This is a genomic window from Bradyrhizobium genosp. SA-3 (assembly GCF_004212635.1).
Classification (GTDB): Bacteria; Pseudomonadota; Alphaproteobacteria; order Rhizobiales; family Xanthobacteraceae; genus Bradyrhizobium.
On the sequence record NZ_PSRT01000027.1, the window covers coordinates 47,210 to 71,953 of the forward strand.

24 protein-coding genes and 3 pseudogenes are annotated in these 24,744 nt (G+C 65.0%); 19 read left to right on the forward strand and 8 right to left on the reverse strand.

The window, feature by feature from the left end:
- The first annotated feature begins 107 nt into the window (after window positions 1-107).
- Entirely contained in the window at window positions 108-275 is a 168-nt protein-coding gene (locus tag CWO91_RS42870) for a hypothetical protein (RefSeq protein ID WP_165405372.1), read from the forward strand.
- Window positions 276-310: 35 nt separating this feature from the next.
- On the opposite strand, the gene CWO91_RS11815 is transcribed toward CWO91_RS42870, so the two are convergent.
- The 3 genes and pseudogenes from CWO91_RS11815 to CWO91_RS11825 form a co-directional block, all read right to left on the reverse strand.
- Window positions 311-808, reverse strand: a complete 498-nt coding sequence (locus CWO91_RS11815; protein WP_130213607.1) for an MgtC/SapB family protein — start codon at window positions 806-808, stop codon at window positions 311-313.
- Between the two features lie 10 nt (window positions 809-818).
- Window positions 819-902, reverse strand: a pseudogene (locus CWO91_RS11820) (peroxidase-related enzyme); the annotation flags it as partial.
- Window positions 903-1,121: 219 nt separating this feature from the next.
- Window positions 1,122-2,861 carry an ATP-binding protein gene (locus tag CWO91_RS11825; protein ID WP_165405373.1) on the reverse strand — a complete coding sequence of 580 codons (1,740 nt, stop codon included), beginning with the start codon at window positions 2,859-2,861 and terminating at the stop codon, window positions 1,122-1,124.
- 459 nt (window positions 2,862-3,320) lie between these two features.
- On the opposite strand from CWO91_RS11825, the gene CWO91_RS11830 reads away from it, so the two are divergent.
- Entirely contained in the window at window positions 3,321-4,289 is a 969-nt protein-coding gene (locus CWO91_RS11830; protein ID WP_130213609.1) for a catechol 2,3-dioxygenase, read from the forward strand.
- Here the strand turns inward: CWO91_RS11830 and CWO91_RS11835 are convergent.
- A complete protein-coding gene (locus tag CWO91_RS11835) occupies window positions 4,286-7,816 on the reverse strand; it encodes a molybdopterin cofactor-binding domain-containing protein (RefSeq protein ID WP_130213610.1) in 3,531 nt (1,176 codons plus the stop codon). The two genes, CWO91_RS11830 and CWO91_RS11835, sit on opposite strands and share 4 nt — an antisense overlap.
- The gene (locus CWO91_RS11840) at window positions 7,816-8,298 is read right to left on the reverse strand and encodes a (2Fe-2S)-binding protein (RefSeq protein WP_130213611.1); all 483 of its coding nucleotides are present in this window, start codon (window positions 8,296-8,298) and stop codon (window positions 7,816-7,818) included. Before CWO91_RS11840 ends, CWO91_RS11835 begins: the two co-directional genes overlap by 1 nt.
- A gap of 244 nt (window positions 8,299-8,542) precedes the next feature.
- Here CWO91_RS11840 and CWO91_RS11845 point away from each other — a divergent pair, with 244 nt between their 5' ends.
- The 8 genes from CWO91_RS11845 to CWO91_RS11880 all read left to right on the forward strand — a co-directional run bounded on the left by CWO91_RS11845 (window position 8,543) and on the right by CWO91_RS11880 (window position 16,802).
- Window positions 8,543-10,000: a 6-hydroxynicotinate reductase gene (locus CWO91_RS11845; protein WP_208753015.1), complete on the forward strand. Its 1,458-nt coding sequence runs from the start codon at window positions 8,543-8,545 to the stop codon at window positions 9,998-10,000.
- Window positions 9,997-10,893, forward strand: coding sequence for a UPF0280 family protein (locus CWO91_RS11850; protein WP_130213613.1), 897 nt, complete (start codon window positions 9,997-9,999; stop codon window positions 10,891-10,893). The genes CWO91_RS11845 and CWO91_RS11850 overlap by 4 nt, the downstream gene beginning before the upstream one ends.
- 26 nt (window positions 10,894-10,919) lie before the next feature.
- The gene (locus tag CWO91_RS11855; RefSeq protein WP_130213614.1) at window positions 10,920-11,504 is read left to right on the forward strand and encodes an amino acid synthesis family protein; all 585 of its coding nucleotides are present in this window, start codon (window positions 10,920-10,922) and stop codon (window positions 11,502-11,504) included.
- A gap of 79 nt (window positions 11,505-11,583) precedes the next feature.
- A complete protein-coding gene (locus tag CWO91_RS11860) occupies window positions 11,584-12,786 on the forward strand; it encodes an ABC transporter substrate-binding protein (protein ID WP_130213615.1) in 1,203 nt (400 codons plus the stop codon).
- A gap of 156 nt (window positions 12,787-12,942) precedes the next feature.
- A complete protein-coding gene (locus CWO91_RS11865; protein ID WP_130213616.1) occupies window positions 12,943-14,832 on the forward strand; it encodes an ABC transporter permease in 1,890 nt (629 codons plus the stop codon).
- Window positions 14,829-15,620 carry an ABC transporter ATP-binding protein gene (locus CWO91_RS11870; protein ID WP_130213617.1) on the forward strand — a complete coding sequence of 264 codons (792 nt, stop codon included), beginning with the start codon at window positions 14,829-14,831 and terminating at the stop codon, window positions 15,618-15,620. Before CWO91_RS11865 ends, CWO91_RS11870 begins: the two co-directional genes overlap by 4 nt.
- On the forward strand, window positions 15,617-16,321 hold the full coding sequence (locus tag CWO91_RS11875) for an ABC transporter ATP-binding protein (RefSeq protein ID WP_130213618.1): 705 nt from the start codon (window positions 15,617-15,619) through the stop codon (window positions 16,319-16,321). The genes CWO91_RS11870 and CWO91_RS11875 overlap by 4 nt, the downstream gene beginning before the upstream one ends.
- A gap of 25 nt (window positions 16,322-16,346) precedes the next feature.
- Window positions 16,347-16,802, forward strand: coding sequence for a MarR family winged helix-turn-helix transcriptional regulator (locus tag CWO91_RS11880; RefSeq protein ID WP_130213619.1), 456 nt, complete (start codon window positions 16,347-16,349; stop codon window positions 16,800-16,802).
- A gap of 120 nt (window positions 16,803-16,922) precedes the next feature.
- Here CWO91_RS11880 and CWO91_RS11885 read toward each other — a convergent pair whose 3' ends face one another.
- Window positions 16,923-18,119 carry an amidohydrolase family protein gene (locus tag CWO91_RS11885; protein ID WP_130213620.1) on the reverse strand — a complete coding sequence of 399 codons (1,197 nt, stop codon included), beginning with the start codon at window positions 18,117-18,119 and terminating at the stop codon, window positions 16,923-16,925.
- 156 nt (window positions 18,120-18,275) lie between these two features.
- Here CWO91_RS11885 and CWO91_RS11890 point away from each other — a divergent pair, with 156 nt between their 5' ends.
- The 8 genes and pseudogenes from CWO91_RS11890 to CWO91_RS11925 all read left to right on the forward strand — a co-directional run bounded on the left by CWO91_RS11890 (window position 18,276) and on the right by CWO91_RS11925 (window position 22,185).
- Window positions 18,276-19,049 (forward strand): ferredoxin--NADP reductase, encoded by a 774-nt coding sequence (locus tag CWO91_RS11890; protein ID WP_130213621.1) that lies wholly within the window; start codon window positions 18,276-18,278, stop codon window positions 19,047-19,049.
- 137 nt (window positions 19,050-19,186) lie between these two features.
- Entirely contained in the window at window positions 19,187-19,513 is a 327-nt protein-coding gene (locus CWO91_RS11895) for a hypothetical protein (protein WP_130213622.1), read from the forward strand.
- Between the two features lie 102 nt (window positions 19,514-19,615).
- A pseudogene (locus CWO91_RS11900) lies at window positions 19,616-20,850 on the forward strand (cytochrome P450).
- Window positions 20,851-20,994: 144 nt separating this feature from the next.
- The gene (locus CWO91_RS11905) at window positions 20,995-21,180 is read left to right on the forward strand and encodes a hypothetical protein (protein ID WP_130213629.1); all 186 of its coding nucleotides are present in this window, start codon (window positions 20,995-20,997) and stop codon (window positions 21,178-21,180) included.
- A gap of 14 nt (window positions 21,181-21,194) precedes the next feature.
- Window positions 21,195-21,395 carry a hypothetical protein gene (locus tag CWO91_RS44215; protein WP_091888628.1) on the forward strand — a complete coding sequence of 67 codons (201 nt, stop codon included), beginning with the start codon at window positions 21,195-21,197 and terminating at the stop codon, window positions 21,393-21,395.
- Window positions 21,396-21,443: 48 nt separating this feature from the next.
- The gene (locus tag CWO91_RS11915; RefSeq protein WP_245471220.1) at window positions 21,444-21,626 is read left to right on the forward strand and encodes a hypothetical protein; all 183 of its coding nucleotides are present in this window, start codon (window positions 21,444-21,446) and stop codon (window positions 21,624-21,626) included.
- A 15-nt stretch (window positions 21,627-21,641) separates the two neighbouring features.
- Window positions 21,642-21,905 (forward strand): hypothetical protein, encoded by a 264-nt coding sequence (locus CWO91_RS11920; protein WP_130213623.1) that lies wholly within the window; start codon window positions 21,642-21,644, stop codon window positions 21,903-21,905.
- Between the two features lie 37 nt (window positions 21,906-21,942).
- On the forward strand, window positions 21,943-22,185 hold the full coding sequence (locus CWO91_RS11925) for a hypothetical protein (RefSeq protein ID WP_165405375.1): 243 nt from the start codon (window positions 21,943-21,945) through the stop codon (window positions 22,183-22,185).
- A gap of 38 nt (window positions 22,186-22,223) precedes the next feature.
- Here CWO91_RS11925 and CWO91_RS11930 read toward each other — a convergent pair whose 3' ends face one another.
- Entirely contained in the window at window positions 22,224-23,468 is a 1,245-nt protein-coding gene (locus CWO91_RS11930; protein WP_130213625.1) for a DUF763 domain-containing protein, read from the reverse strand.
- A 79-nt stretch (window positions 23,469-23,547) separates the two neighbouring features.
- Between CWO91_RS11930 and CWO91_RS11935 the strand changes: the two are divergent.
- Window positions 23,548-23,727 (forward strand): annotated as a pseudogene (locus CWO91_RS11935) (mechanosensitive ion channel family protein); the annotation flags it as partial.
- A 187-nt stretch (window positions 23,728-23,914) separates the two neighbouring features.
- Here CWO91_RS11935 and CWO91_RS11940 read toward each other — a convergent pair.
- Window positions 23,915-24,744 (reverse strand): tripartite tricarboxylate transporter substrate binding protein (locus tag CWO91_RS11940; protein ID WP_130213626.1); only part of this gene is annotated, 830 nt, incomplete at its 5' end.

A 24,744-nucleotide genomic window follows, 5' to 3' on the forward strand; every position in this document is an offset into this window, starting at 1 on the left:
TCCTGGCTGGCGCTGGCCGCTACCGTCACGATGCATGAGGGGCGAACACGCATTGTGTCCAATGCGGGGACGCGGGCTCCGCATCATGCCGACCTGGAGACGCGACGATGAGCCTGATCCTTCGCATTCTGTTTGTTCTCGCCGGAGCCATCACGGCGCTGTTCGTCGCGCGGGATGCGCTGAACTTCACCATCATCCAGACCTTCGTCGCCATCCTGCTCGTGACCGCCGTCCTGCTCGCCGGGAGTCTCTGGAGCCTGCGGCGGAAGACCTGAGCGGCGCGGAGAGCGCGAGGTTAGCCGGAGCCCGCCTAAGCGCTGCGTTCAGGCCTCTGCTCTGAGGCCGCTTCATGCGACTCGTCCTTGCCACCGAGCATCCGGTGCAGCCAGCGCTCGACGCGGCGGCCGATCGTCAGCAGAACGAAGGCGAGCGCCAGCGCGGCTGCGACGATCTTCCATTGTCCGGCGCCGCAGATGACGCCGAGGCAGGCGGCGAGGAACGTGCAGGCCGCACTGGTCAGGCCGCTCACGCGAAAACCTTTGCTCTCGTGGACAATGACGCCGGCACCCAGGAAGCCGATCCCCGTCAGGATGCCCTGGATCACCCGACTTGCCGCATCGTTGATCCTGCCGGGCTCGGCGAACTCGACGGCGAGCAGCACGACGGCTGCGGTGGATAGCCCGACGATGCCGAGCGTCTTCAGCCCGATCGGCTTGCCTTGCAGGTCGCGGTTCAGGCCGATCGCGCCGCCGGCGAGCGTGGCGCTGCCGAGACGCAGCAGGATTTCGGGCCAGTCGAGTTCGGTCATAGCCTGTCGATCACTTCTTCGGCAGTCGTCCCATCAGATAGAACTCCTCGTTCGGTCGCATGCCCGTGAAGTTCGCCAGCCGGTTCGACAGCGCGGCTTTTTCTGGCTTGGGGCAGCGAACATAGTCCATGCGGACGGCCACCTCAACGTGCTGCATACTTCGTGGGGCGTGCCCCGGACGCAGCGCAGCGCTTCTTCAGCGGTGCGCTGCAGAGCCGGGGCCCATGTTTCCGGGAGTGCGGTGCGTGTGGCGTGGGTCCCGGCCCTGCGCAGCAGCGTTGCACGCTGCTGCGCGTCCGGGACACGCGCGGCCTTACCGCAACGGCTTCTTCAGCAGCGAGAAGCGGTCGGGATCGAGGCCCATCGAGGGTTGCAGCATCGGGGCTTCGAGGCTGGACATCGTCTTGGCGGGAGGGGCCGAGAACACCGGATCGTTCGGCACGTCGCGCTGCGAGGTGGCGCCGCGCCAGCGTTCGAGCACAGCGCTGACGAAATGCATGTCGTGACCGGAGGTGACCGAGGGCACGCTGCTGATGGTGGCTTCGCCGCGCGGCAATTGATGCGGCGGCACCTCCTTGAAGCGCAGCCGCGTCGGCAGCGCGACGCCTTCGCCGAACGCCAGCACCTCGCGGGTGCCGAGCGAGGGCACGAAGGACAGGAGGTTCGCGGCCGCGTCCGACACTGCGGCGCGGAGCAGCGCCTGGTCGCGGTCGTTGGCAAGACGCATGGTGAACAGCGTGTTGCACTGAGAGATGATGGTGGCGTCGAGCTCTGCGGGGCGCTGCGTGATGAGGCCGAGATAGACGCCGTATTTGCGGCCCTCCTTGGCGATGCGCGACACCGCCTTGCGGGTCGGCCCGAAGCCGATGTTGCGGTCGGCGGAGGCGTAGCGGTGCGCTTCCTCGCAGACGAACAGCAGCGGCGAGACGCCGTCGCTCCACAGACCGAAGTCGAAGGCCATGCGGCACAGCACCGAGACGACGGAATCGATCACCTCGGCCGGGAAGCCGGCGAGCTGCATCACCGTCATCGGCTTGCCGTTAGCCGGCAGGCGGAACAAATGGCTGATCACCTCCGCCATGGTGTCGCCGCCGACATTGGCATTGTCGAACATGAAGGCGTAGCGCGGGTCGTTGCGGACGGCCTCGATGCGCGAGATCAGCTTGTGATAGATGATGCGCGAGGAGCGGTTCTCGAGCTTGCCCATGCGTTCGTCGATCAGCGACAGCAGGTCGACCAGGCGATAGGGCACCGGCGTGTCGACGGTGTAGCCGATCTGCTTGGGATCGATGCGCTTGAGGCCGATGCGGTCGGCGTTCTGGTACTGGGTGTAGACGCCCTTGGCGAGCGGGATCACCTCGGCGAGGATGTCGAGCTCCTCGGGCACGCCGGCGCGGCCGCCGAACAGCACGTCGACGATTTCCTCGAAGTTGAACAGCCAGAACGGCAGCTTCAGGTTTCGTGGGTTGAGCACCAGCGCGCGATCGCCGAAGCAGCGGCCATATTCGTTGTGCACGTCGAGCAGGAAGATGCGCAGGTTCGGGCGCGCCTTCAGGATCTCGTTGAGCAGGAGCGACACGCCGGTCGATTTGCCGACGCCGGTCGATCCCAGCACGGCGAAGTGCTTGGACAGCATTTCCTCGACATCGACATACGCGACGACCGAGCGGTCCTGCTGAAGGAAGCCGACATTGATCTGGTCCGACCCGGTCGGCGCGTAGATCGTGCGCAGCTCCTGGCTGGTGATCAGGTCAACGGCATCGCCGATGGTCGGATAGTTGGTCACGCCACGCTGGAATTTGGCCTTGTCTGCGGCGTTGAGGATCTCGCCGAGCAGGTCGACCGAGGCGATCGCGATGTAATTGTCGGTGCTCGACAGGTTTTCGCAGGAGACCTCGGTGATCATCGCGACGATGACCGAGCTGGCGCAGCGGATACTGACGAAACGGCCGACGGTCGCCCGAACCTCCGAGATCGGCATCCGGCCTTCCGCCAGAAGCCCGACCCGGGCGAGCGATCCGCGAACCGAAATCACGCGTCCAAAGGATGTCACGATCAATGAACCTGGCAAGAGCAAGGGATTTGATCCGGACTATGCGCGGCCGTCGCTGCACAAACGGTTAAGCTGCAGGCGCGGCCGCTTCGTTAAATCCGCCGTAATTCGGTCGGGAGATTGGCGCCTAACGCGTGCTTCAGGGCAGAACTGGCGGGAAAAAAGCTGCATTTCCAAGGTCAGGAGGGGGATTAAGGAAGATTTTACCATCCGGCCAGTCAGGGCCGCCGCTCGGGAACCATCGTCATAGCGGGGCGGCGCATCGTTCGGTTCGAAGGGCGATGGCTTGATTTGTTGACTAGACCTAATCATTTGTACATTAGTACAAATGATCCGCAGCGTCGGTGCCGTCCCCGGGGTGGCGCGTTCCAGTCCCGCGCCCGATTGCGCGATCCGGTCCCGCGGATCGCAACCACGCTTGATCGTGGCCACGCTTGGCGGCCACGTTTGGAGGAAAGCATGCAGCCCGAACCGATCCTCGATCTCGCCCATCTCGGCCACATGGAGCTCTTGACGCCCAAGCCTGATGAAAGCCTGAAGTTCTTCATCGATGTCATGGGCATGACCGTCAGCGGGCAGAAGGGCGAGTCGGTCTACTTGCGCGGCTGGGACGATTACGAGCGCTATTCGCTCAAGCTCACGGCCTCGAAGACATCGGGCATGGAGCACATGGCGCTACGCGCGCGCAGCCAGCAGGCGCTGGAGCGCCGCGTCGCCGCGCTCAAGGGCTCCGGTTTCGACATCGGCTGGATCGACGGCGACATGGGGCAGGGGCCGACCTTCCGCTGCCGCGATCCTGATGGTCATATCGTCGAGCTCTATTACGAAACCGAATGGTACCAGGCGCCGCCGGAGCTGAAGCCCGCGTTGAAAAACCAGGCGCAGCGTTTCCCGGCGCGCGGTGTCAACGTCCGCCGGCTCGACCATCTCAACTGCCTCGCCGTCGATATCAAGGCCAACCGCGAGTTCTTCGAGACCTATCTCGGCTGCCGTCTCACCGAGCAGATCGTGCTCAACGACGGCCGTGAAGCCGCGATGTGGCTGACGATGTCGAACAAGAGCTACGATTTCGCCTATTCACTCGACCATTCCGGCACGCCCGGCCGCTTCCACCACGTCACCTACGCGCTCGACAGCCGCGAGGAGATTCTTCGCGCGGCTGATATCTTCCTGGAGAACGGCGTGCACATCGAGACCGGCCCGCACAAGCACGCGATCCAGCAGACTTTCTTCCTCTATGTCTACGAACCCGGCGGCAACCGCGTCGAGGTCGCCAATGCCGGCGCGCGTCTCATCCTCGCGCCGGACTGGAAGCCGATCGTGTGGACCGAGGAGGAGCGCAAGAAGGGCCAGGCCTGGGGCCTGAAGACGATCGAGTCATTCCACACCCATGGCACACCGCCGGTGGAGATCAAGAAGCACGGCTAATTTGCGGATGCGCGTGCGCGCGCGATCGTTTCACGCACGCCGGTCCACGCCGGCTTGTCCGGCGCGAACTGCTTGCGCAGGAAGGCGACGAGCTCCTCGACCTGCGCGTCGCTCATGCTGCCCTTGAAGGCGGGCATGTAGCCGAGATCGCTGGAGACGGGTTCGGTGATGCCGTGCAGGATGACCTGCACCAGATTGTCCGCGGTCGCGCTGTGCAGATTGCTGTTGAGCGCGAGCGGGGGCCTGGTCCCGAACAGCGGCAGGCCGCCGACCTCGTGGCAGACGGCGCAGGCGCCCTGATAGAGCCGCGCGCCGGTGGAAGCGGCGACGGTGACTTGCGTCGCGTTCTCGAGTTTCGTTGCGAGCGCGTCTTGCGTTTGTCGGTCGCTCGCGGTGTCATTGAACGAATTGAGATAGACCGCCATCGCGCGGATGTCCTGGTCGGGCAGGGCCTTGAGGTCCCGGACGATCGGTGCCATCGGACCGGCCGCGACGCCGTGATAGCGGGAATGGCCGGTGCGCAAGTACGCGAAGAGTTCGTCCTCGCTCCACGGGATCGGTGCGCGGGAGAGCGACGTCAGGGCCGGCGCTTCCCAGCCTTCGGCAAAGCCGCCGGCGAGATAGGCCTTGCGCTGCTCGGCACCGAGCGCATTGCGCGGTGAATGGCAGGCGCTGCAATGGCCGAGACTCTCGACCAGATAGGCGCCGCGATTCCAAAGCTCCGACTTCGCGGGATCGGGCTTGAATTCATCCGCCTCATGAAACAGCGCGTTCCATCCCGCGAGCAATGGCCGAAGATTGAAGGGGAAGGCGAGCGCGTTCGCAGGCTGTGTCGCGCGCACCGCAGGCTGTGCCATCAGGTAGGCATAGAGGGCCTGAAGGTCGGCGTCGCTGGTCTTCGAAAAATGCGTGTAGGGGAAGGCGGGATAGAGCTGCCGTCCGTCGCGATGCAGCCCGTCGCGCATCGCGCGCTCGAAGGCGGGGTAGGACCATAAGCCGATGCCGGTCTCGACATCGGGCGTGATGTTGGTCGAGTAGATCGTGCCGAACGGCGTTTCCAGCGCACGGCCGCCGGCATTGAGCACACCGCCGGCCGTGGTGTGGCACTCCGCGCAATTGCCGAGCGCCGCGAGCTGCTGGCCGCGGGCGATCGTTGCTGCGGAATAGATCGATGCGTCGGGTCGCGCGATGGGCGCGATCGCGCGCGGCGGGAGCAGCGCCGCGCCGACGCCGATTGCGGCGGTGCAGACGGCCGCGATTGTCGCGAAGATGCCGCCGCGTTTGGCGAACGGGTTCTCCCAGATGCGTGATGGCGGCGGGGTGGCGGGCGCAGGCAGGGCCTGCGGCGTGGCCGCTGCATCGCCGCGCAAGCCCCTGAGAATGCGCTCGGGCGTGAATGGCGGCTCGCGAAAGCGCACGCCGGTGGCATCGAAGATCGCGTTGGCGATCGCCGCCGCGCTCGGCACCGACGCAGACTCCCCGACGCCGAGCGGCGGCTGGTCCTGACGCGGCAGCATCAGCACATCGATCTTGGGCACGTCCGGGAAGGGGATGATCGGGTAGGCGCCCCATTCGCGCGCCGCGACCGCGCCGCGCTCGAACGAGACCTCCTCCATCAGCGCGCGGCTGGTGGACTGGATGACGTTGCCGTGGATCTGGTGGCGCACGCCGTCCGGATTGATCATCAGGCCGGAATCCTGCCCGGCGACCACGCGCGTGACGCTGACGTCGCCGGTGGTCTTGTTCACCGCGACGTCGGCGACCCAGGCCGACCACGCCGCGCCATAGCCGGGGAACTTGCTGTGGACATAGAGCGCATAGGCAAAGCCACGCCCATTCACGATCTCGCCGTCTTTCTCCTCGCGGACCGGTCGTGGCCTCCAGCCTGCGCGCTCCGCGACCGCATTGACGAGATCGATCGCGCGCTGGTCCTTCAGATAGCGCAGGCGGTATTCGATCGGGTCGACGCCAGCTTCTGTCGCGGCCTCATCGATGTAGGATTCATGTGCAAAGGTGTTCGGCAGCGCCGAGACGCCGCGGAACCAGGAGGCGCGCACGATCGGCGGCATGTCGTGGGCGACGACACGCATGTTGTCGTAGTCGTAAGGCGGGATCGCGGTGCGGTCGCCCATCTGGAGCACGGCAGGCTCAGGCGAGATCCGGCCCGTCAGCAGCAGCGCCAGCGTCGGCGCCGCGTTGGAGGGGTAGCGCGTGGCGAGATCGTAGGCAGCGACGCCGCCATCGGCGTCGAGGCCGCCATTGACGTCAATCAGCTGTGCGGTGCCCTTGGGTTCCCAGGCGTGCTCCTGCTCGCGCGTCAATTGCACGCGCACGGGTCGGCCGACCGCGCGCGACAGCAGCAGGGCGTCGGCGGTGACGTCATCGGCGCAATTGCGGCCATAGCAGCCGGCGGCCTCGAGCCGGATGACCTCGATCTCGCTCTCGGGACGCTCGAGGAGGAGTGCAAGGTCGCTGCGCAGCACATGCGGGTTCTGCGTCCCGGACCAGACGCGGATATTGCCGTCCTGGAAGTCGGCGACCGCGCAGGACGGCCCGATCGAGGCGTGCATCTGATACGGCCAGACATAAGTGCGCTGCATCGGCTTGGCCGCGCCTGATATCGCCGCATCGACGTCGCCCTTGTCGATCAGCGTTCGCGGGGTCGATGGATTAGCGCGCAGCGCGGTCTCGACATCGGCGAGATCGGTCAGCGCGGGCGTCGACTTCCAGCTCACCTTGAGCTGCTCTGCCGCACGGATCGCATTCTCCTCGCGCTCGGCGACCACGCCAACGAAATCGCCGATGCGCACCACGGCCACCAGGCCGGGAATGTCGCGCACCGACGCCTCATCGACGGCGATCAGGCTGGTGCCGACGAACGGACCGGCATCGACGCCGGCATAGGGCGGACGCACCACGCGGCCGTGCAGCATGCCTGATACCCGGACGTCGTGCACGAAAGTCAGCTCGCCCGTGGCCTTGGCCGGCACGTCGACCCGCGGCATCGACTGGCCGACGATGGCATAATCGCCGACCGCCTTGACCGCGACGACCTCGGCAAGCTCGAGGCTGATCGTCTCGTCGCCGATCAGTTCGCCATAGCTGACGCTGCGATTGTCGGGCCCCCGGACGAGACCGTCGTCGATCTTAAGGTCGGCCGCCGGCAGTTCGAGCCGCTCGGCCGCGCGTGCGATCAAGAAATGCCGCGCCTGGGCTGCGGCCTTTCGCAAGGGCACGGCCGTGATCTGGATCGTCTCGCTTGCGATCGTCGCGCCCTGGTTCGGCACCAATGCGGTATCGCCGAGCACGACGACGACGCGCGCAAAGGACACATCCAACTCCTCGGCGACGATCTGGCCCAGCGCAGTGCGGATGCCGGTGCCGAGATCGACATGGCCGTTATAAGCCGTGACCGCGCCGTCGGCGGTGATGCGGACATAGGTCTCGGTCGTGACCTCGTCCACGGTGCTGATGACGACGAGCGAACCGGATGGCCGCTCAGCTCCGTTCGGATGCGGGGAGGCCATCAATCAACGGCCTCGGTGAGCTGGCCGGAGGCGCGCATCACGGCGCGCAGGATTTCGACATGCGTGCCGCAGCGACAGAGATTGTAGCGCAGCGCCGCCAGCGCCTCCTGTTCGGTCGGACGCGGATTGATCGCGAGCAGCGCCTTGGTGGTCATGATCATGCCGTTGAGGCAATAGCCGCATTGCGCGGCCTGCTCGTCGATGAAAGCCTGTTGCACGACATCAGGCTTGTCGCGCGTGCCAAGGCCTTCGAGCGTCACGATGTCGCGGCCGGCGCAGCCACCCACGGGAATCACGCAGGATCGCGCAGCCGAGCCGTCGATCAGGACAGTACAGGTGCCGCATTCACCGAGGCCGCAGCCATATTTCGGCCCGTTGAGCGCGAGGTCGTTGCGCAGCACGTAGAGCAGCGGCGTGTCTTGCGCCGCAGTGACCTCGTGGATCCTGCCGTTTACGGTGAGGCGGATCGGTGTCTGCGTCATCCTCGTTCCCAAGCCCTGTCATCGCGCGATTTGTAAGTCGCGACGATACCGTTTGTACACAAACGTGCAAGCCGTCATGCCGCACTGCAGCGCGACTGCCTTCTTTGTGGACAGGGCGGATAGGCATATGAGGTTTTATGCGGCAGGCGCATCTTTTGCGCCGCACCGGCGCTTGACAGCTATCGGGACCGCGCGCAAGATCGTTCGTATACGAATGATAACCGCGGTCTCCGCTGGCTCTGACATGGTGATGGAAACAACGAGCGCTGCCGTCGACAAGATCCGCTGCGATGCCTGTCCGGTGATGTGCTACATCAAGCCGGGCGCTGCGGGCGCCTGCGACCGCTACGCCAATCACGACGGCAAGCTCGTCCGCGTCGATCCGCACGTGATCCTGGAGCGTACCGTCTCGCATGGCGGCAAGCTCGTCCCGTTCAGCCGCACGGAAGACTGGGACGGCAAGATCGTCCACGAGCCTTCAACCTTTGTGACGGCGATCGGAGCGGGCACGACCTATCCCGACTACAAGCCGGCGCCGTTCATCGTCTCCGCGGAGGTCGATGGCGTCGACATGGTGACTGTCGTCACCGAGGGCATCTTCTCCTATTGCGGCATCAAGGTGAAGATCGACACCGACCGCTATCTTGGGCCGGAGACCGCGACCGTTCGCGCGCAGGGCGAGGCGGTGGGCCACGTCACCACCAGCGAATACGGCTCGCAGATGCTCTCGCTGGGCGGCGTGCATCATCTCACCGGCGGTTCCAAGAAAGAGGGCCGCGTCACCTGCGACACGCTGATGGATCTCGCCAATTGCAAGGCGGTCGAGCTCACCATCGACGGCGGCGCGAGCGTGGTGGTGCAGGCCGGCCAACCGCCGATCGTCAACGGCGTGAAGGAAGAGCGCATGCGGGTCGGCTGCGGCTCGGCGACGATCGGCATGTTCGCCAAGCAATGGCACGACAAGGTCGACGAGGTCGTCGTGGTCGACGACCACATCACCGGCGTGCTCTCCGAACATCAGGCCGGCAAGCTGCTCGACATCGCCGATACCGGCATCAAGATGAAGGGCCGGCGTTCGACGCCCGGCCGCTATTTTCAGGTCGCCGATCCCGGCACGGGCTGGGGCGGCACCAATATCTCGGATCCGCTCTCGATCCTCGGCCCGTTTGATGCCAAGGAAGCCAAGCCCGGTCTGACCATGCTGATGGTCTCCACCACCGGCGAGCATTCGTCCTATTATGTGCTCGACGAGGCCTTGAAGCCGGTCGAGACCGAGATGCCTGATGATCTGAAGTTTTCGGTCGAGCGCATCCAGGAGAATTGCGAGCCGGCGCTGTGCACGGTGCTGTTCATGGCGGGTGCCGGCGGCTCGCTGCGCGCGGGCGTCACCGACAATCCGGTGCGGCTGACGCGCTCGGTGAAGGACGCGCTGACGCGCGTCACCAGCGGCGGCGCGCCGGTCTATGTCTGGCCCGGCGGCGGCATCACCTACATGGTCGACGTGACGCAAATGCCCGCGGGCGCGTTCGGCTACGTGCCGACGCCGGCGCTGGTCGCGCCGATCGAGTTCACGATGAAGCTGTCGGACTATGCCGCGCTCGGCGGGCACATGGATTATGTGAAGCCGCTCTCGGAGGTGAAAGGCGGTGACGATGTCCGCCAGCTGCCCTGGCAGAACCCGATTCCGGGACGTCGGGCATGACACGGCTCCCGCAGATCGCATTGCTGTCTGATGGCCGGCGGCTGCATTTGCAGGATGGACCGATTGATTTGATCGTGGAGGCGAGGGGCCGCGCGGACGAGGTGCGTGCCGCCTATGAGGCTGCGGCGCTGCGGTTTACGGGACTGCTCGACAAGCTCTGCGCGGAATTGCCGGAGCTGCGGATGGCCGCTGAGGGGCGGACATCGCTGAAGGGCGTGGTTGCGCGGCGCATGCATGCCGCTGTCGCGCCCTATGCTGCTGATTGCTTCATCACGCCGATGGCCGCGGTGGCCGGGAGCGTGGCGGAGGAGATCCTTGGCGCAATGCTCGGAGCCGCAACCCTCAATCAAGCCTACGTCAACAATGGCGGCGATATCGCGCTTCATCTCGGCGAAGGCGAGCATTTCTCTGTCGGTCTGATGGATCGGCCCGATCGCTCCGGCGTGATGCGGACCCTGAGGGTCGATTCAGCCGACCCCGTACGCGGGATCGCGACCAGTGGCCGCCACGGTCGCAGTTTTTCGCTCGGGATCGCCGACGCGGTGACGGTGTTGGCTGCAACGGCATCGCAGGCCGATGCGGCGGCCACGATCATCGCCAACGCGGTGGATCTGCCGGGACATCCAGCCATCTTCCGCAAGCCCGCCAACGAGCTTCAGCTCGACAGCGATCTCGGGGCGCGCCTTGTCACCTGCGAGGTCGGCGAGTTGTCGCACAATGAGATCGCGGCCGCGCTGGAATCTGGCGCGGAATGTGCACGGCATTTATTCGATCGCGGATTGATCGAGGGTGCCGTGTTGCAGCTTTGTGGTGATATGCTTGTCATCGGACCGAATGATATTGAACGGCAACGATCGCGTCCGCCTAGGCTGGAGCACGCGGTTCATGCCTGAACAGGGAAGAGCCTGAGGAAGCAATCATGAGCGCGATCATCCGCAAGATCGTCACCGTCGTCGAAGAGACCCAGATGGAGATGGGGCGTCAGGTGTCGCCGCCGACCCGGCGCGCCGCGGCGATCGCCGTGATCGAGAACCCCTTTGCGGGGAAATATGTCGAGGACCTGTCCCCGCTGATCGCGATCGGCGAGGAGCTGGGCGAGCTGCTGTCGAAGCGCGCGGTGGCGGCGCTCGGCATCGATGGCGGAAAGGCGCAGAGCTATGGCAAGGCCGCAGCCGTCGGTGAGAACGGCGAGCTGGAGCATGCCGCAGCGATCCTTCACCCGAAGATGGGAGCGCCCGTGCGCAAAGTGCTGAGCAAGGGCGCGGCGCTGATCCCGTCGTCGAAGAAGCGCAGCGGCCCCGGCACGACGCTGGACATCCCTCTGGGGCACAAGGACGCAGCCTTCGTACGCAGCCATTTTGACGGCATGGAGGTACAGATCAACGACGCGCCGCGCGCCAACGAGATCATGGTCGCGGTGGCCGTCACCGACAGCGGCCGTCCGCTGCCGCGCGTCGGCGGACTGACGGTTGCGGAGATCAAGGGTGAGGACGGTTTGAGATAACGCGATCCGGAGAACCGGGCACGGGTTCTCCGATCAAATCCTGTGCGAAGGACAGAGAAGTTCAAAACTGGAGGTTGGGATGCGAGCAAGAAACGTTTTTGTCGGCGCGGCCTTCGCGCTTCTGGCCGGCGGCATGGCCCATTCGGCCCTGGCGCAGGGCATCAAGATCGGCGAGATCAACAGCTATTCGCTGCTGCCGGCCTTCACCGAGCCTTATCGCAAGGGATGGCAGCTCGCGGTCGAACAGATCAACGCGGCCGGCGGCATCAATGGCAAGAAGCTCGTCGTCATCTCCAAGGACGATGGCGGCAAGCCGGCGGATGCGCAGACTGCGGCCAATGAGCTCGTCTCGAGCGAGGGCGTTGCGATGCTCACGGGCACGTTCCTGTCGAACATCGGCCTCGCCGTCAGCGACTTCGCCAACCAGAAGAAGGTGTTCTTCCTCGCGGCCGAGCCGCTCACGGACGCGATCACCTGGTCGAAGGGCAACAAATACACCTTCCGCCTGCGTCCCTCCAACTACATGCAGGCGGCGATGCTGGTGGAAGCAGCCAGCAAGCTGCCGGCGAAGCGCTGGGCGACGATCGCGCCGAACTACGAATACGGCCAATCGGCGGTCGCGGTGTTCAAGAAGCTGATGTCGGAGAAGCGCCCGGACATCCAGTGGGTCGACGAGCAATGGCCGCCGCAGGGCAAGATCGACGCGGGCCCGGTGGTGCAGGCGGTTGCCGCGGCCAATCCCGAAGCGATCCTCAACGTCACCTTCGGCGCCGATCTCGTCAAGCTCGTGCGCGAAGGCAACACCCGCGGCCTGTTCAAGGGGCGCGAGGTCGTCTCCTTCCTGACCGGCGAACCCGAATATCTCGATCCGCTCAAGGACGAGACGCCCGAGGGCTGGATTGTCACCGGCTATCCCTGGTACTCGATCAAGACGCCCGAGCATGACGCGTTCCTGAAGGCCTACCAGGCCAAGTACAACGACTATCCGCGCCTCGGCTCGATCGTCGGCTACCAGACCATCAAGTCGGCGGCGGCAATCCTGGCGAAGGCCGGCTCGACCGATCCGGAGAAGCTGATCGCCGCGGCCGAAGGCCTATCGATGCCATCGCCTTTCGGCGAGATCACCTTCCGCAAGATCGACCATCAGTCGACGCTCGGTGCCTATGTCGGCAAGACCGCGCTGAAGGACGGCAAGGGTGTGATGGTGGACTCGTCCTACAAGAAGGGCGCCGACTATCTGCCTGGCGACGCCGAAGTTGAGAAGCTGCGGCCGAAGGATTGATCTGGCTTCGCTCTCCGCTGCCGTAGGGTGGGTTAGCCGAAGGCGTAACCCACCACCTTCAGTGCCACAAGAAATGGTGGGTTACGCCCGGCGAACTCCGCTCCGCGTAGTCGCTGGACTAACCCACCCTACGAATTCATCCAACCCGGACCGCCGATGGCCTTTTATGTCGTACAGTTTCTGACCGGTCTCGCCAGCGCAGCGTCGCTGTTCCTGGTGGCCTCGGGCCTGTCGATCATCTTCGGCGTGACGCGGATCGTGAATTTCGCGCATGGCGCCTTCTACATGATCGGCGCCTACATCGCCTTCACGCTCACCGAGCGGCTGTCGGGTGCGTTCGGCTTCTGGGGCGGGATCGTGCTGGCGGCGCTGGCGGTGGCGATGATCGGCGTCATCGTCGAGATGGTGCTGTTGCGGCGCATCTATCACGCGCCCGAACTGTTCCAGCTGCTCGCGACCTTCGGCCTGACCCTGATGGTCGAAGATCTCGTCGTGCTGATCTGGGGGCCTGACGACCTCGTCGGCCGCCGCGCGCCCGGCTTCAAGGGCGCGATCGATTTCTTCGGCCAGAACATTCCGAGCTATGATCTGTTCCTGATCGTGCTCGGACCCGTCGTGCTCGGGATTCTCTGGCTGCTGTTCCAGCGCACGCGCTGGGGCGTCTTGGTGCGCGCCGCGACGCAGGACCGCGACATGGTCGCCGCGCTCGGCGTCAATCAGAAATGGCTGTTCACTAGCGTGTTCGCGGTCGGCGTCTTCCTCGCCGCGCTCGGCGGCGCGCTCCAGATCCCGCGCGATGCCGTGCATCACGCCATGGATCTTCGGATCATCGTGGAAGTGTTCGTCGTGGTCGTGATCGGCGGTCTCGGCAGCATCGTCGGCGCGTTCGTTGCGGCGGTGCTAGTGTCCGAGCTCAACGCCTTCGGCATCCTGATCTTCCCGAAGATTTCCATCATCCTGGTCTTCCTGGTGATGGCGGTGGTGCTGATCGTGCGGCCCTGGGGCCTGTTCGGCAAGCCCGAGGCGGCTGCGCGCAAGACGCCGGGTCTCACCGTCAATCCCTGGCGCCCGCTGACGTTGAACGAACGGCTGGCTGCGCTTGCGGCGCTCGTCATCGCGGCGACGCTGCCGCTGTTCGCCGGCAATTACGCCCTGACGGTCGGCTCGGAGATCGCGATCTTCGTCATCTTCGCCGTCAGCCTGCACTTCCTGATGTCCGTCGGCGGGCTCGCCTCGTTCGGCCATGCCGCCTATTTCGGGCTTGGTGCCTACGGCATTGCCTTCCTCGCCAAGATGGCGGGGCTGCCGATGATCGTGTGTCTGTTGCTCGGCCCGCTGCTCGGCTGCATGGGCGCGGCCGTGTTCGGCTTCTTCGCGGTGCAGCTGTCTGGCGTCTATTTCGCGATGCTGACGCTCGCCTTCGCGCAGATCGTGTGGTCGATCGCATTCCAGTGGGTGAACGTGACAGGCGGTGACAACGGCATTCTGGGCCTTTGGCCGTCGAGCTGGGCCGCGAGCCCATCGCATTTCTATTGGCTCGCGCTCGGCGTCGCGGCGCTCGTCACCATCGCGCTGCGGGCCATGGTGTTCTCGCCGTTCGGCTATGCTCTCCGGGCGACGCGTGACTCGGCGCTTCGCAGCGAAGCGATCGGTATCGACGCAAAGCGCATCCAGTGGACGGCCTTCGTGATCGCAGGAACCACTGCCGGTATCGGCGGCGCGCTGTTCGCCTACCTCAAGGGCAGCGTCTTCCCCGACAATCTCGGCATCTCGCTGTCGGTCGATGCGCTGGTCATGGTGCTGCTCGGCGGCGTCGAAACTGTATCGGGCGCGGTGATCGGCGCCATCGTCTACAAGGCGCTCAACATCTGGCTGGTCAGCCAGACCGATCTGTCGAAGCTCGTGCTGGGCGGCTTCATCATGCTGATCGTCGTTGTCTTCCCCAAGGGCATTGTCGGCATGCTGGAGCTGCTGGCGCAGCGCCGTAAGAAAGCATCGCCGCCGGGATCTCCCTTGCTTGCCAAGCCGATCGAGTCTGCCGAATGAGCGTTGCACCTCCACTTCTCGCGGTCGAAGGCCTGACCAAATCCTATGGCGGCATCCATGCCGTGCGCGGCGTCTCGTTCTCGCTGCGCGCCGGCGAGATCCTGGCGCTGATCGGGCCGAACGGCGCCGGCAAGAGCACCTGCTTCGACATGCTCAACGGCCAGAACAAGCCGGATTCCGGCCATGTCCGCCTGCTCGGTGAAGAGATCACCGGCAGGAAACCGCGCGAGGTTTGGCGGCTCGGCGTCGGGCGCACGTTTCAGATCACCGCGACCTTCGCCACCATGACCGTGCGCGAGAACGTGCAGGTCGCGCTGATCTCGCACGGGAAGCAGCCATTCAATCTCTTCGGCTCGGCGCCGAAGTTCGACCGCGGTGAGGCCGGCCGTCTGCTCGAACTGGTCGGCATGAGCGGCTACGCAGATCGGCCCTGCGGCGAGCTCGCCTATGGCGACCTCAAGCGTCTCGAGCTTGCGGTCGCGCTCGCCAACCAGCCAAAGCTGCTCCTGATGGACGAGCCGACCGCGGGCATGGCGCCGCGCGAGCGAGTCGATTTGATGCGGCTGACCGCGCAGATCGCGCGGGAGAAATCGATCGGCGTGCTCTTCACCGAGCACGACATGGACGTGGTGTTCGAGCATGCCGACCGCATCATCGTGCTCAACCGCGGCACACTGATCGCCGAGGGCTCGCCGGCCGACGTGCGCGGCAATCCGCAGGTGCAGGCGGTCTATCTCGGCGAGGGCCTCGTCTATGATGCCCGCCATCGCGAGGGAGCCTCGGCATGAAGCTGACGGTCGAAGCGCTCAACAGCCATTATGGTCCGGCGCATATCCTGTTCGACATCGGCTTCGAGGTCGGTGAGGGCGAGGTCGTTGCGCTGCTCGGGCGCAACGGCGCCGGCAAGTCGACGACGTTCCGCTCGATCGTCGGCCTCGTCGCGCAGCGAACCGGCCGCATCATGTTCGAAGGCAAGGACGTCTCGGCGCGCCCGACGCACGAGATCGTGCGCGAGGGCCTCGGCTATGTGCCAGAGGAGCGGCGGATCTTCACGGACCTGACCGTCGAGGAGAATCTCGAGGTCGGCCGCCAGCCCAAGCGTCCGAACGCCCCGCACTGGACGCGCGAAAAGCTGTTCACGCTGTTTCCAAACCTGGGTGAGATGAAAAACCGCCCGGGCGGGCGCATGAGCGGCGGCGAGCAGCAGATGCTCACCATCGCGCGCACGCTGATGGGCAATCCGTCGCTGGTGCTGTTGGACGAGCCTTCGGAGGGCCTGTCGCCGAAGATCGTGGAGCAGATGGTCGATGCCATCCTGACCATGAAGAAGGAAGGCGTCAGCATCGTCGTCTCCGAGCAGAATCTGCATTTCGCGCGGCTGATTTCCGATCGTGCCTACATCATCGAGCGCGGCCGCATCTGCTTCGGCGGCACTATGGCCGAGCTCGACGCACGTCCGGATATCCGCGACGCGCATCTGTCGTTGTGAGGGCAAAGGGAAGGGCAGCGAACGGATGGCGAGAAGCGTTGCGGCAAAGAAGAACGCCAAACCGGCAAAACCGCCTTACGTGCTCGACGAGCAGGTCGGCTTCATCCTGCGCCAGGTCTGGCAGCGCCACAGCTCGATCTTCTCCCGTGACATCGGCACCAATCTGACGCCGACGCAATGGGCGGCGCTGTCGAAGCTCGCCGAGACCGGGTCGTGCTCGCAGAATCAGCTCGGACGTCTCACGGCGATGGACGTTGCGACCATCAAGGGCGTGATCGACCGCCTGACGGCGCGCGGCCTGACGGAAACGAGCCAGGATCCCGAGGACGGGCGGCGCTTGCTGGTCAGCCTGACGCGCGCCGGTCAGCAGCTTGCCGAGAAGCTGGCGCCGAACGCGCTCGCGATCACCCGCGAGACACTGGCGCCGCTCGACGCAAAAGAGCGCGAGACGCTGATGGCACTGCTGAATAAGCTGCGGTGAGGAAGGTGCCGTAGGGTGGGCAAAGGCGCAACGCGCCGTGCCCACCATCTTCATCGTATTTGCAGGCGCAATGGTGGGCACGCTTTCGCTTTGCCCACCCTACGGCACCGTTCCCCTGGCCTACTTCGCCACCACCTCCGGCACCTTGCCCGCCGGCGGGGTATTGCGGCTGCGCTGGGTGCGGACGATGCCGTCGATGATGGTCATGCCGATGCCGGGGAGATCGCCGAGCTGAACGCTCTCCAAAATGGTCTTGCCGGGCGAGTGTTGCGCCTTGTCCATGATGACGAAGTCGGCGGAGCGGCCGACCTCGATCAGGCCGCAATCGAGCTCGCGCATCCGCGCAGTGTTGCCGGTGGCAAGGCAGAAGGCGATCTCGGCCGGCAGCTCGCCGAGCGAGGACAGCATCGACACCATGCGCAAGATGCCGAGCGGCTGCACGCCGGAGCCGGCCGGCGCGTCGGTACCGAGGATGACGCGGTGCAGATCGCCCATCTCGCGGGCGGTGCGCAGCGTGAACAGGGCCGAGCGCTCGTTGCCGTTGTGCACGAGCTCGAGGCCGCGCTTGCAGCCCTCGCAGATGCAGCGGATCTGGTCGTCGGGGAGCGCCGTGTGGCCGCCATTGATGTGGCCGACCACGTCGGTGTCGGCCTCCAGCACCACGTCCTTGTCGATCAGGCCTGAGCCGGGGATCGAGGGGCCGCCGGTGTGGATGGTGCTCTGGATGCCGTATTTGCGCGCCCAGCCGACCATCTTTCGCGCGGTCGGGCCATCTTTCACGCCGCCGAGACCGACTTCGCCGAGCAGCTTGACGCCGTTGGCGGCCATTTCCTTGAAATCCTCCTCGACCATCTCGCATTCGATCACCGGCGCGCCGGCGTGAACCTTCACGCCGCCAGGGCGCAAGGTCCAGAACGCGCGCTGGGCGAATACGGCCATGGCCTTGAGACCGACGACGTCGCGGGGACGGCCGGGCATGTGCACTTCGCCGGCCGAGATCATGGTGGTGACGCCGCCATGGAGATAGCTGTCGATCCAGTTGATCTGGTTCTGCCGCGGCGTCCAGTCGCCGGCGACGGGATGGACGTGGCTGTCGATCAGGCCCGGCGCCACCGTGGTGCCATGGGCGTCGACGATGGTGGTCGCTCCTTCCGTATCGACGTCCTTGTAGCGGCCGATCGCTGTGATCTTGCCGTTCTCGGCAACGATGGTGTCGCCGTCCAGGATCGGCCTTTCCAGGGCGCCGGACAGGATCAGGCCGATATTCCGGATCACGAGCTTCGAGGGTCCGGTGGCCTGGGGTGCGTCATGCGCCATGGAAGGGGCTCCTTATTCCTAACTGCAACGCTTCCGATCTTGGGCAGCCTTGACCGCGGGATCAAGCCGGATTATTCATTAGTATACGAATGATCGTGTACAAACGACGCATAGCTGCCCGCCTCGGAACCGCATGGAAGCGACAGGGAAGGTGAGATGAGCAATTTCAATCAGGAAAGCGTTTTGAGCGTCCACCACTGGACCGACACGCTGTTCTCCTTCAAGACCACCCGCAGTCCGACCTTCCGCTTCCGCAACGGCGAATTCACCATGATCGGGCTCAAGGTCGGCGAGAAGCCGCTGTTGCGGGCCTACAGCGTCGCCAGCGCCAATTACGAGGACACGCTGGAGTTCTTCTCGATCAAGGTGCCGGATGGTCCGCTGACCTCACGGCTTCAGCACCTGAAGGAAGGCGACGAGATCATCGTCAGCCGCAAGGCCACCGGCACGCTGGTGATCGACAATCTGGAAGAGGGCCGCAACCTCTACCTCATCGGCACCGGCACCGGCCTCGCGCCGTTCCTGAGCGTGATCAAGGACCCCCAGACCTACGAGCGTTTCGAGAAGGTGGTGCTGCTGCACGGCTGCCGGCACGTCAAGGAGCTCGCCTATGGCGAGATGATCACCGAGACGCTGCCCAAGGACGAGCTGATCGGCGAGTACATTCGCAATCAACTGATCTACTACCCGACCGTGACGCGCGATCCCTTCCGCAATCGCGGCCGCATCACCGATCTGATCACGTCAGGCAAGCTGTTCACCGACATCGGTCTGCCGGCGCTGGAAGCCGCCCAGGACCGCGTCATGATCTGCGGCAGCCCGGCCCTGGTCGCGGACACCCGTGTGCTGCTGGGCGAACGCGGCTTCGTCGAGGGCAATCACGGCGAGCCGGCCCAGTTCGTGGTCGAAAAGGCCTTTGCCGAGCGCTAGAGCCCATTTCCGTTCCGATGAAACGCTATAGGCCCGTAATTCCTGCCCAATAAGGTCGCATTTTCGCCGCCGGGCGCCCGTTGCGGCGCCGATTCCGCGCACGATACTATGTGGGAGCGAATCAGCGGAGTTCCCACATGGTTGCGGACAGCGACAGCAACATCGCCTGGCACCGGGTCCAGTTGAAGAACAATCGCGCCGAGTTGAAGGCGCTGGAGACTGCGCGCTTCACGATGGGCGAGATCGCCTCGTCGAAGCGGAACGGCCACACCCAGAAGACCATCGCGGAACTCAAGCGCAAGATCGCGCAGTCCGAGCGCGTGATCGCCGATCACGACAAGCGCACGCGCCGACCGCTCGCGACCGACCTGCAAAGCCTTAGCAATGGCAGCTGGAGCCATTGGGACGCCTACACCAGCCAGCAGCAGCGCAAGACCGGGCAGCGTTCACCGGGACGCGGATAGGTCTTTCGACGTCTGCGGCCGAAGCGGGTGTACGTTCCGCCCTTGCACCGGTCGCGCCGCGCACCATCTGGTTGAGACGCCAGCAATCACTCCGGTGAACCCATGACAGCGCGCCTCGATTTCACCAGCGAGGCCTTCTTTCGCGATCCGCCCAAGGCGATCGCCACGCTGCGCATGTCCGGCCCCGTGGTCGCGACGCGATTTCCTCTCGTCGGCGACGTCTGGATCACCACGACCCATGACGCCACCGCGCAGATCCTGAAGGACGGCACCACCTTCACACTGCGCAAGGAGGATGGCGACGTCGCCGGTCTGCGCTGGTGGATGCCGAGATACGTCAGGACCATCGCCAACAACATGCTGACGATGGATGAGCCGGATCACACCAGGCTGCGCAGCATCGTGGACGAGGCTTTTCGTCGGCGCGCCATCGTCGCGATGGAGCCGCGCATCCGCGCCATCGCCGACGGTCTCGCCGGCGAGCTCTTTGCGAACGGAAGTCCAGCCGATCTCGTCCAGCGCTACGCGCGTATCCTGCCGCTTGCGGTGATCTCCGAGCTCCTGGGCCTGCCTCCGGCCGACCGTCCGCGATTCATCGCCTGGGCCAACGCGATGTCCTCGCTGACCAATGCCGTCAGCTTCTTCCGCTTGCTGTTCGCGTTCCGCAAGATGCGCGCCTACCTCGAACGGCAGTTGCAGATCGCGCGTGTACAGGGCGGCGAAGGCCTGATCGCGGAGCTGGTCCAGGTCGAGCGCGAGGGTGGCCAGATCACGCCGGATGAAATGGTCTCGATGGTGTTTCTGCTGCTCGCGGCCGGCTCGGAGACCACCACGCATCTCATCAGCGGTTCGGCTTACGAACTGCTCAGGAACCCCGGGCTGCGCGATTGGCTCGAAGAGGACTGGAGCCGTGTCAGCCTCGCCGTCGAGGAGTTCCTTCGCTTCGTCTCGCCAGTGCAATTCTCCAAGCCGCGCTATGTGCGAAGGGCGATCGCGTCATGGTGATGCTCGCCGCGGCGAACATGGATTCCACGGTGCACGATGATCCCGAGAAGCTCGATCTCGAACGCAAGCCGAACCGCCACCTCTCGTTCGGAACAGGAATCCATTTCTGCCTTGGCCACCAGCTCGCGCGCATCGAGGCGGCGTGCGCGCTGGAAGCGCTGTTCGTGCGATGGCCGAAGCTTGGCTTGGCCGTCGATCCCGCCGAGGTCCGCTGGCGCAGGCGGCCGGGTTTGCGCGCGATTGCGAAGCTTCCCGTCTCGACCGAGGGTCGCGGAACATCGGCGGCGCGCGCGGAAGCGATGATTGATCGTTCCCTCACCGCGGCGGGCTGAGATCGGCTCCCTTCGGAAAATCTTGGTCGAGCGTTATCGGTCAGGAACGGTGTGCCGTTGGTCCTGTTGTCATCAGGACGTCGGAGACGACGGGAGTTCCTTGGCCGCATGTCGCAGATCGACGTCTTAACGGGAGACAAGATCATGGCCAGCAAGATGCCACCTGTTCCGCCGGATAATCAGAGCCCGAAGGGAACCGGCGATACCAAACAAGAGTCGCCCAATCAGACCCCGCACGGTCAACGGCGCGTGGAAAATCCGGACCAGCAGGGACAGCAGGGCAACATCAAGCAGAACACGACCAATCAAGGCTACCAGCAAGATCGCTGAGGAGGGCGACATTCATGTCGACATCCACCAAGACACCGAACAGCATTCGTCAGGGCGGACCTGGCGCTTCGCATGAGAATGCGAAGGCCCCGTTGGAGGTGAAGAAGCCGCCGGCGGACGATTTGCAGCGCAGCCATAGCCGGATCTCCGGCGGAGGCGGCGAGCGCGATTCTCATCACAGTCACGATGAAGCCGGAAAGGGCGGAGGCAGGTAGTTCATGAGCAGCAAGCAACCCAAATTGTACACGCCGAGCGAAAAGGACATGCGTGACAATCCTCTGATCGGAGGATCGAAGGGGGCCACCATGGCGGGCGTGTCACCCGACGATCTCGAGGATGCTCTCGGCGAGAACACGATCGAAGGCGATCGCGAGAACGATGTCGGCATCGGCGGCGGCATCGACAAGGACGTCGCACATGGCGGCGCGCACCGAAGAGGTCGGTAGCTTCGGAGAACGAGCATGCAAGGCAAAAAGACCCACGAGCAGCAGGTTCGCATCCTCGAGCGCAAGCCCGATGTTCCGGACGCGCGCGAGCTCGATCAGGCCATCGGTCACAATCCCGGGGACGCCGCGCTTCATCGCGGGCGTCCGGAAGCCAGGCACAGCGAATACGCGGTAAGTCGCGGCGGCCTCAATCAGGAGAGCGACCACAACAAGCACAACGATCCCGGCCAGAGCGGCCACAAGCCGCCGAAGCCAATGCCGGCACAACAGAAGCACTGAGCCTTCAAAGGGGCGATCATTGCAAGAGGAGAAGCCGATGCCAGCTGGGAACGGCAGTAAGACGCACTTCAGATCGGGCATGCATGGCAAGGGCGATGGGACTGGCGCCATGGCCGATATTCCCAAGGACAAGATCGGCGACAACATGGTGCTGTCCAATCGCGACAAGACGCAGCATTCGGACATTCGCGGCATGGATGGCAAGTTCATCCAGACCGAGCAGTATCAGGATCACGCAGCCAACCGGCTCGACGAGGAGCCAGGGACGGACGAGACCTGATAGGGGGCGTTCCTCCCGATCAACTGGCGGACCGGTGTTCAGCCGGTCCGCTTTTTTGTCGGCGCGAGATCACGCTCCCAGCCGAACACCGAGCGGCCGTCGAGATCGGGCGAGGCGGCGCGCTCGCCGGCGATGTAGGCTTCGACCGAGGGGCCTTGTGCGGTCCGCTCCAGCCGCCGCGCCTGGTCGTCGAGGCGCTTGATCGCCTGCATCTCTTCTTCGCGCCCGAGCTTGGCGGTCTGGATCGCGCCCTTCAACACGCGGATGGTCTCGTCATAGACTTTGATCGGAACGGGGTAGGGATGCCGGTCCTTGCCGCCATGGGCGAGCGAAAAGCGCGCGGGATCTTTGAAACGATAGGGCGCGCCGTGCACGACCTCGGCGACCATCGCAAGTGAGCGCACGGTGCGCGCACCGACGCCGGGCGTCAGCAACAGCTCCGGGAAATCGACCGGGCCTCGCTCGGCCGCGGCAGCGAGGGTGCCGTGCAGGCGGCGTGCGAACACGTCCTTGGGGCGGACGTCGTGATGCGCGGGCATGATCAGGTGCGGCAGCACGGCTTGCGCCGGCTCGAGGCCGGTGAGCCGTTCGAACTCGGCGACGATGCGATCCGGGCCAAGACCACTCAACAGTTCGAGCTGCGCGGTGCGCGAGACATCGGCGCGATGGTCGGTGAGATTGACGATCTCGCCTTGCTGCGGACCGTCGATCGCACTGTGCGGCGTATCGACAAAACTCTTCAGCGCCTCGGAATGCCAGTGATAGCGGCGGGCCTGCCGCTTGTCGCCGTTCATGCCCTGCTGCACCACGGTCCATTTGCCGTCTGCGGTAACGAAGAATCCATGGAGATAGAGGTCGAAGCCGTCTTGTACCGCCGCGCTGTCGACTTTCGCCACCAGGCGGCTGGCACGCGTCAGCTTGGCGCCGTCGAAGCCGACGCGCTCGCCGAGCTGCAACAGCTCGTCCGGCGTCTTGCGCGAATGCTGGCCGCGGCCGCCACAGACATAGATGCCGAGCTCGTCCTGGAGCGGCCCGAGTCCACGCTTCAGCGCGCCGATCACGGAGGTCGTGATGCCCGAGGAGTGCCAGTCCATCCCCATCACGGCGCCAAACGATTGAAACCAGAAAGGATGCGACAGCCGCTGGAGAAACGCATCACGGCCGTAATGATGAACGATCGCCTGCGTGACGATCGCGCCGAGGGAAGCCATGCGGCTCGCAAGCCACGGCGGAACCCGCCCGGTGTGGAGAGGAAGATCGGCGCTGCCGGTACGTCGAGTCATGAGCACCTCAAACTAGCGCAATTCGGCCAAGGTTGCATCAGCGGAATGCTGCGTTGCACTGGACGGGGGAGCCAAGCTGGCGCGCCTTCGCCTTTGCCTGGCTGCCGTCGCGCTGGTGCTGCCGCTTGCGCCACTCGACGATATGATCCGAACGCCGCTGATGCGGTTGTTCGTCGTGGCCGTCATCGCGCTAATCGGCTGGATCTCGATCCGGATCGTCGACATGAGTGCGGCGCGCTATCTCCAGAACTTTCGCGATGCCGGAGGCACTGCCGCGCGAGCGTGCGATCCTGATCCCGTCGGGCGACGATGATGCCGATTTCCCGCGGCGCCCCGCGCCGCCGGAGGAAATGCGGGCGAGGGTCCATAACTGAACAGCGCGGGCCTTCTTGCTGGGCCGGAGGCTTGCTACTCGCGCGTCGCCTTCTTTGCTCATGAGGCGAGTCTCACTGCGCGCGGATGTTGGCGGCCTTCAGCACCGGCTCCCACTTCGTCGCCTCGGCATGCATATAGGCGTCAAAGTCCTTGGCGGAGGAGCCGACTGGGGTGGCGCCGATCTTGCTGAGCGTCGACAGCACGCTTGGATCCTGCAACGCCGCCTTCAGATCGGTTTCGAGCTTGGCGACGATCTCCGGCGGCATCTTCGCCGGACCGAGCACACCCCACCAGACCGAGACGTCATAGCCGGGCACGCCGGCTTCCGCGACGGTCGGAACATCCGGCAGTGCCTTGGAGCGTTCGGCCGAGGTCACCGCGAGCGCGCGCACCGGTCCGCCTTCGAGCTGGCCGATCGCTTCCGCGAGCGGATTGATGCTGAGCGGAATCTCGCCCGCGATCACCGCCGTGAGCGCCGGGGCGCCGCCCTTGTAGGGGATCGCCACGATCTTGCTGCCTGAGATGTATTTGAGCAGCTCGCCGGCGAGATGCGCCGACGTGCCGTTGCCGGACATGCCGTAGGAGAGCTTGTCCGGCTCCTTCTTCGCCGCAGCCAGCAGATCGCCAAGCGTCTTGTAGGGGCTGTCCTTGGCCACGACGATCGCGAGCGGCGAGGAGGCGACCTCAGTGATCCCAGTGAAATCCTTGAACGTGTCGTAGGGCACGCTCGGATAGATGAATTGGTTGAGCGGATGACCACTCGCTACCAGGATCAGCGTGTAGCCGTCGGGTGCGGCCTGCGTCAGTGCCTGCGAGGCGACGATGCCGCCGGCGCCGGGGCGGTTGTCGATCACCGGCTGCTGGCCCCAGGTCTTGGCCAGTGCCTGGCCCAGCGTGCGCG

Excerpts from the sequence above, each read along its gene's own strand:
- CWO91_RS11835 (WP_130213610.1), bottom strand. The coding sequence starts at position 7,816 with ATGGCCTCCCCGCATCCGAACGGAGCTGAGCGGCCATCCGGTTCGCTC.
- CWO91_RS11850 (WP_130213613.1), top strand. The coding sequence starts at position 9,997 with ATGACACGGCTCCCGCAGATCGCATTGCTGTCTGATGGCCGGCGGCTG.
- CWO91_RS11855 (WP_130213614.1), top strand. The coding sequence starts at position 10,920 with ATGAGCGCGATCATCCGCAAGATCGTCACCGTCGTCGAAGAGACCCAG.
- CWO91_RS11925 (WP_165405375.1), top strand. The coding sequence starts at position 21,943 with ATGCCAGCTGGGAACGGCAGTAAGACGCACTTCAGATCGGGCATGCAT.
- CWO91_RS11875 (WP_130213618.1), top strand. The coding sequence starts at position 15,617 with ATGAAGCTGACGGTCGAAGCGCTCAACAGCCATTATGGTCCGGCGCAT.
- CWO91_RS11870 (WP_130213617.1), top strand. The coding sequence starts at position 14,829 with ATGAGCGTTGCACCTCCACTTCTCGCGGTCGAAGGCCTGACCAAATCC.
- CWO91_RS42870 (WP_165405372.1), top strand. The coding sequence starts at position 108 with ATGAGCCTGATCCTTCGCATTCTGTTTGTTCTCGCCGGAGCCATCACG.
- CWO91_RS11845 (WP_208753015.1), top strand. The coding sequence starts at position 8,543 with ATGGTGATGGAAACAACGAGCGCTGCCGTCGACAAGATCCGCTGCGAT.
- CWO91_RS11890 (WP_130213621.1), top strand. The coding sequence starts at position 18,276 with ATGAGCAATTTCAATCAGGAAAGCGTTTTGAGCGTCCACCACTGGACC.
- CWO91_RS11840 (WP_130213611.1), bottom strand. The coding sequence starts at position 8,298 with ATGACGCAGACACCGATCCGCCTCACCGTAAACGGCAGGATCCACGAG.
- CWO91_RS11885 (WP_130213620.1), bottom strand. The coding sequence starts at position 18,119 with ATGGCGCATGACGCACCCCAGGCCACCGGACCCTCGAAGCTCGTGATC.
- CWO91_RS44215 (WP_091888628.1), top strand. The coding sequence starts at position 21,195 with ATGTCGACATCCACCAAGACACCGAACAGCATTCGTCAGGGCGGACCT.
- CWO91_RS11830 (WP_130213609.1), top strand. The coding sequence starts at position 3,321 with ATGCAGCCCGAACCGATCCTCGATCTCGCCCATCTCGGCCACATGGAG.
- CWO91_RS11815 (WP_130213607.1), bottom strand. The coding sequence starts at position 808 with ATGACCGAACTCGACTGGCCCGAAATCCTGCTGCGTCTCGGCAGCGCC.
- CWO91_RS11860 (WP_130213615.1), top strand. The coding sequence starts at position 11,584 with ATGCGAGCAAGAAACGTTTTTGTCGGCGCGGCCTTCGCGCTTCTGGCC.
- CWO91_RS11865 (WP_130213616.1), top strand. The coding sequence starts at position 12,943 with ATGGCCTTTTATGTCGTACAGTTTCTGACCGGTCTCGCCAGCGCAGCG.
- CWO91_RS11930 (WP_130213625.1), bottom strand. The coding sequence starts at position 23,468 with ATGACTCGACGTACCGGCAGCGCCGATCTTCCTCTCCACACCGGGCGG.
- CWO91_RS11915 (WP_245471220.1), top strand. The coding sequence starts at position 21,444 with ATGCGTGACAATCCTCTGATCGGAGGATCGAAGGGGGCCACCATGGCG.
- CWO91_RS11920 (WP_130213623.1), top strand. The coding sequence starts at position 21,642 with ATGCAAGGCAAAAAGACCCACGAGCAGCAGGTTCGCATCCTCGAGCGC.
- CWO91_RS11895 (WP_130213622.1), top strand. The coding sequence starts at position 19,187 with ATGGTTGCGGACAGCGACAGCAACATCGCCTGGCACCGGGTCCAGTTG.
- CWO91_RS11880 (WP_130213619.1), top strand. The coding sequence starts at position 16,347 with ATGGCGAGAAGCGTTGCGGCAAAGAAGAACGCCAAACCGGCAAAACCG.
- CWO91_RS11905 (WP_130213629.1), top strand. The coding sequence starts at position 20,995 with ATGGCCAGCAAGATGCCACCTGTTCCGCCGGATAATCAGAGCCCGAAG.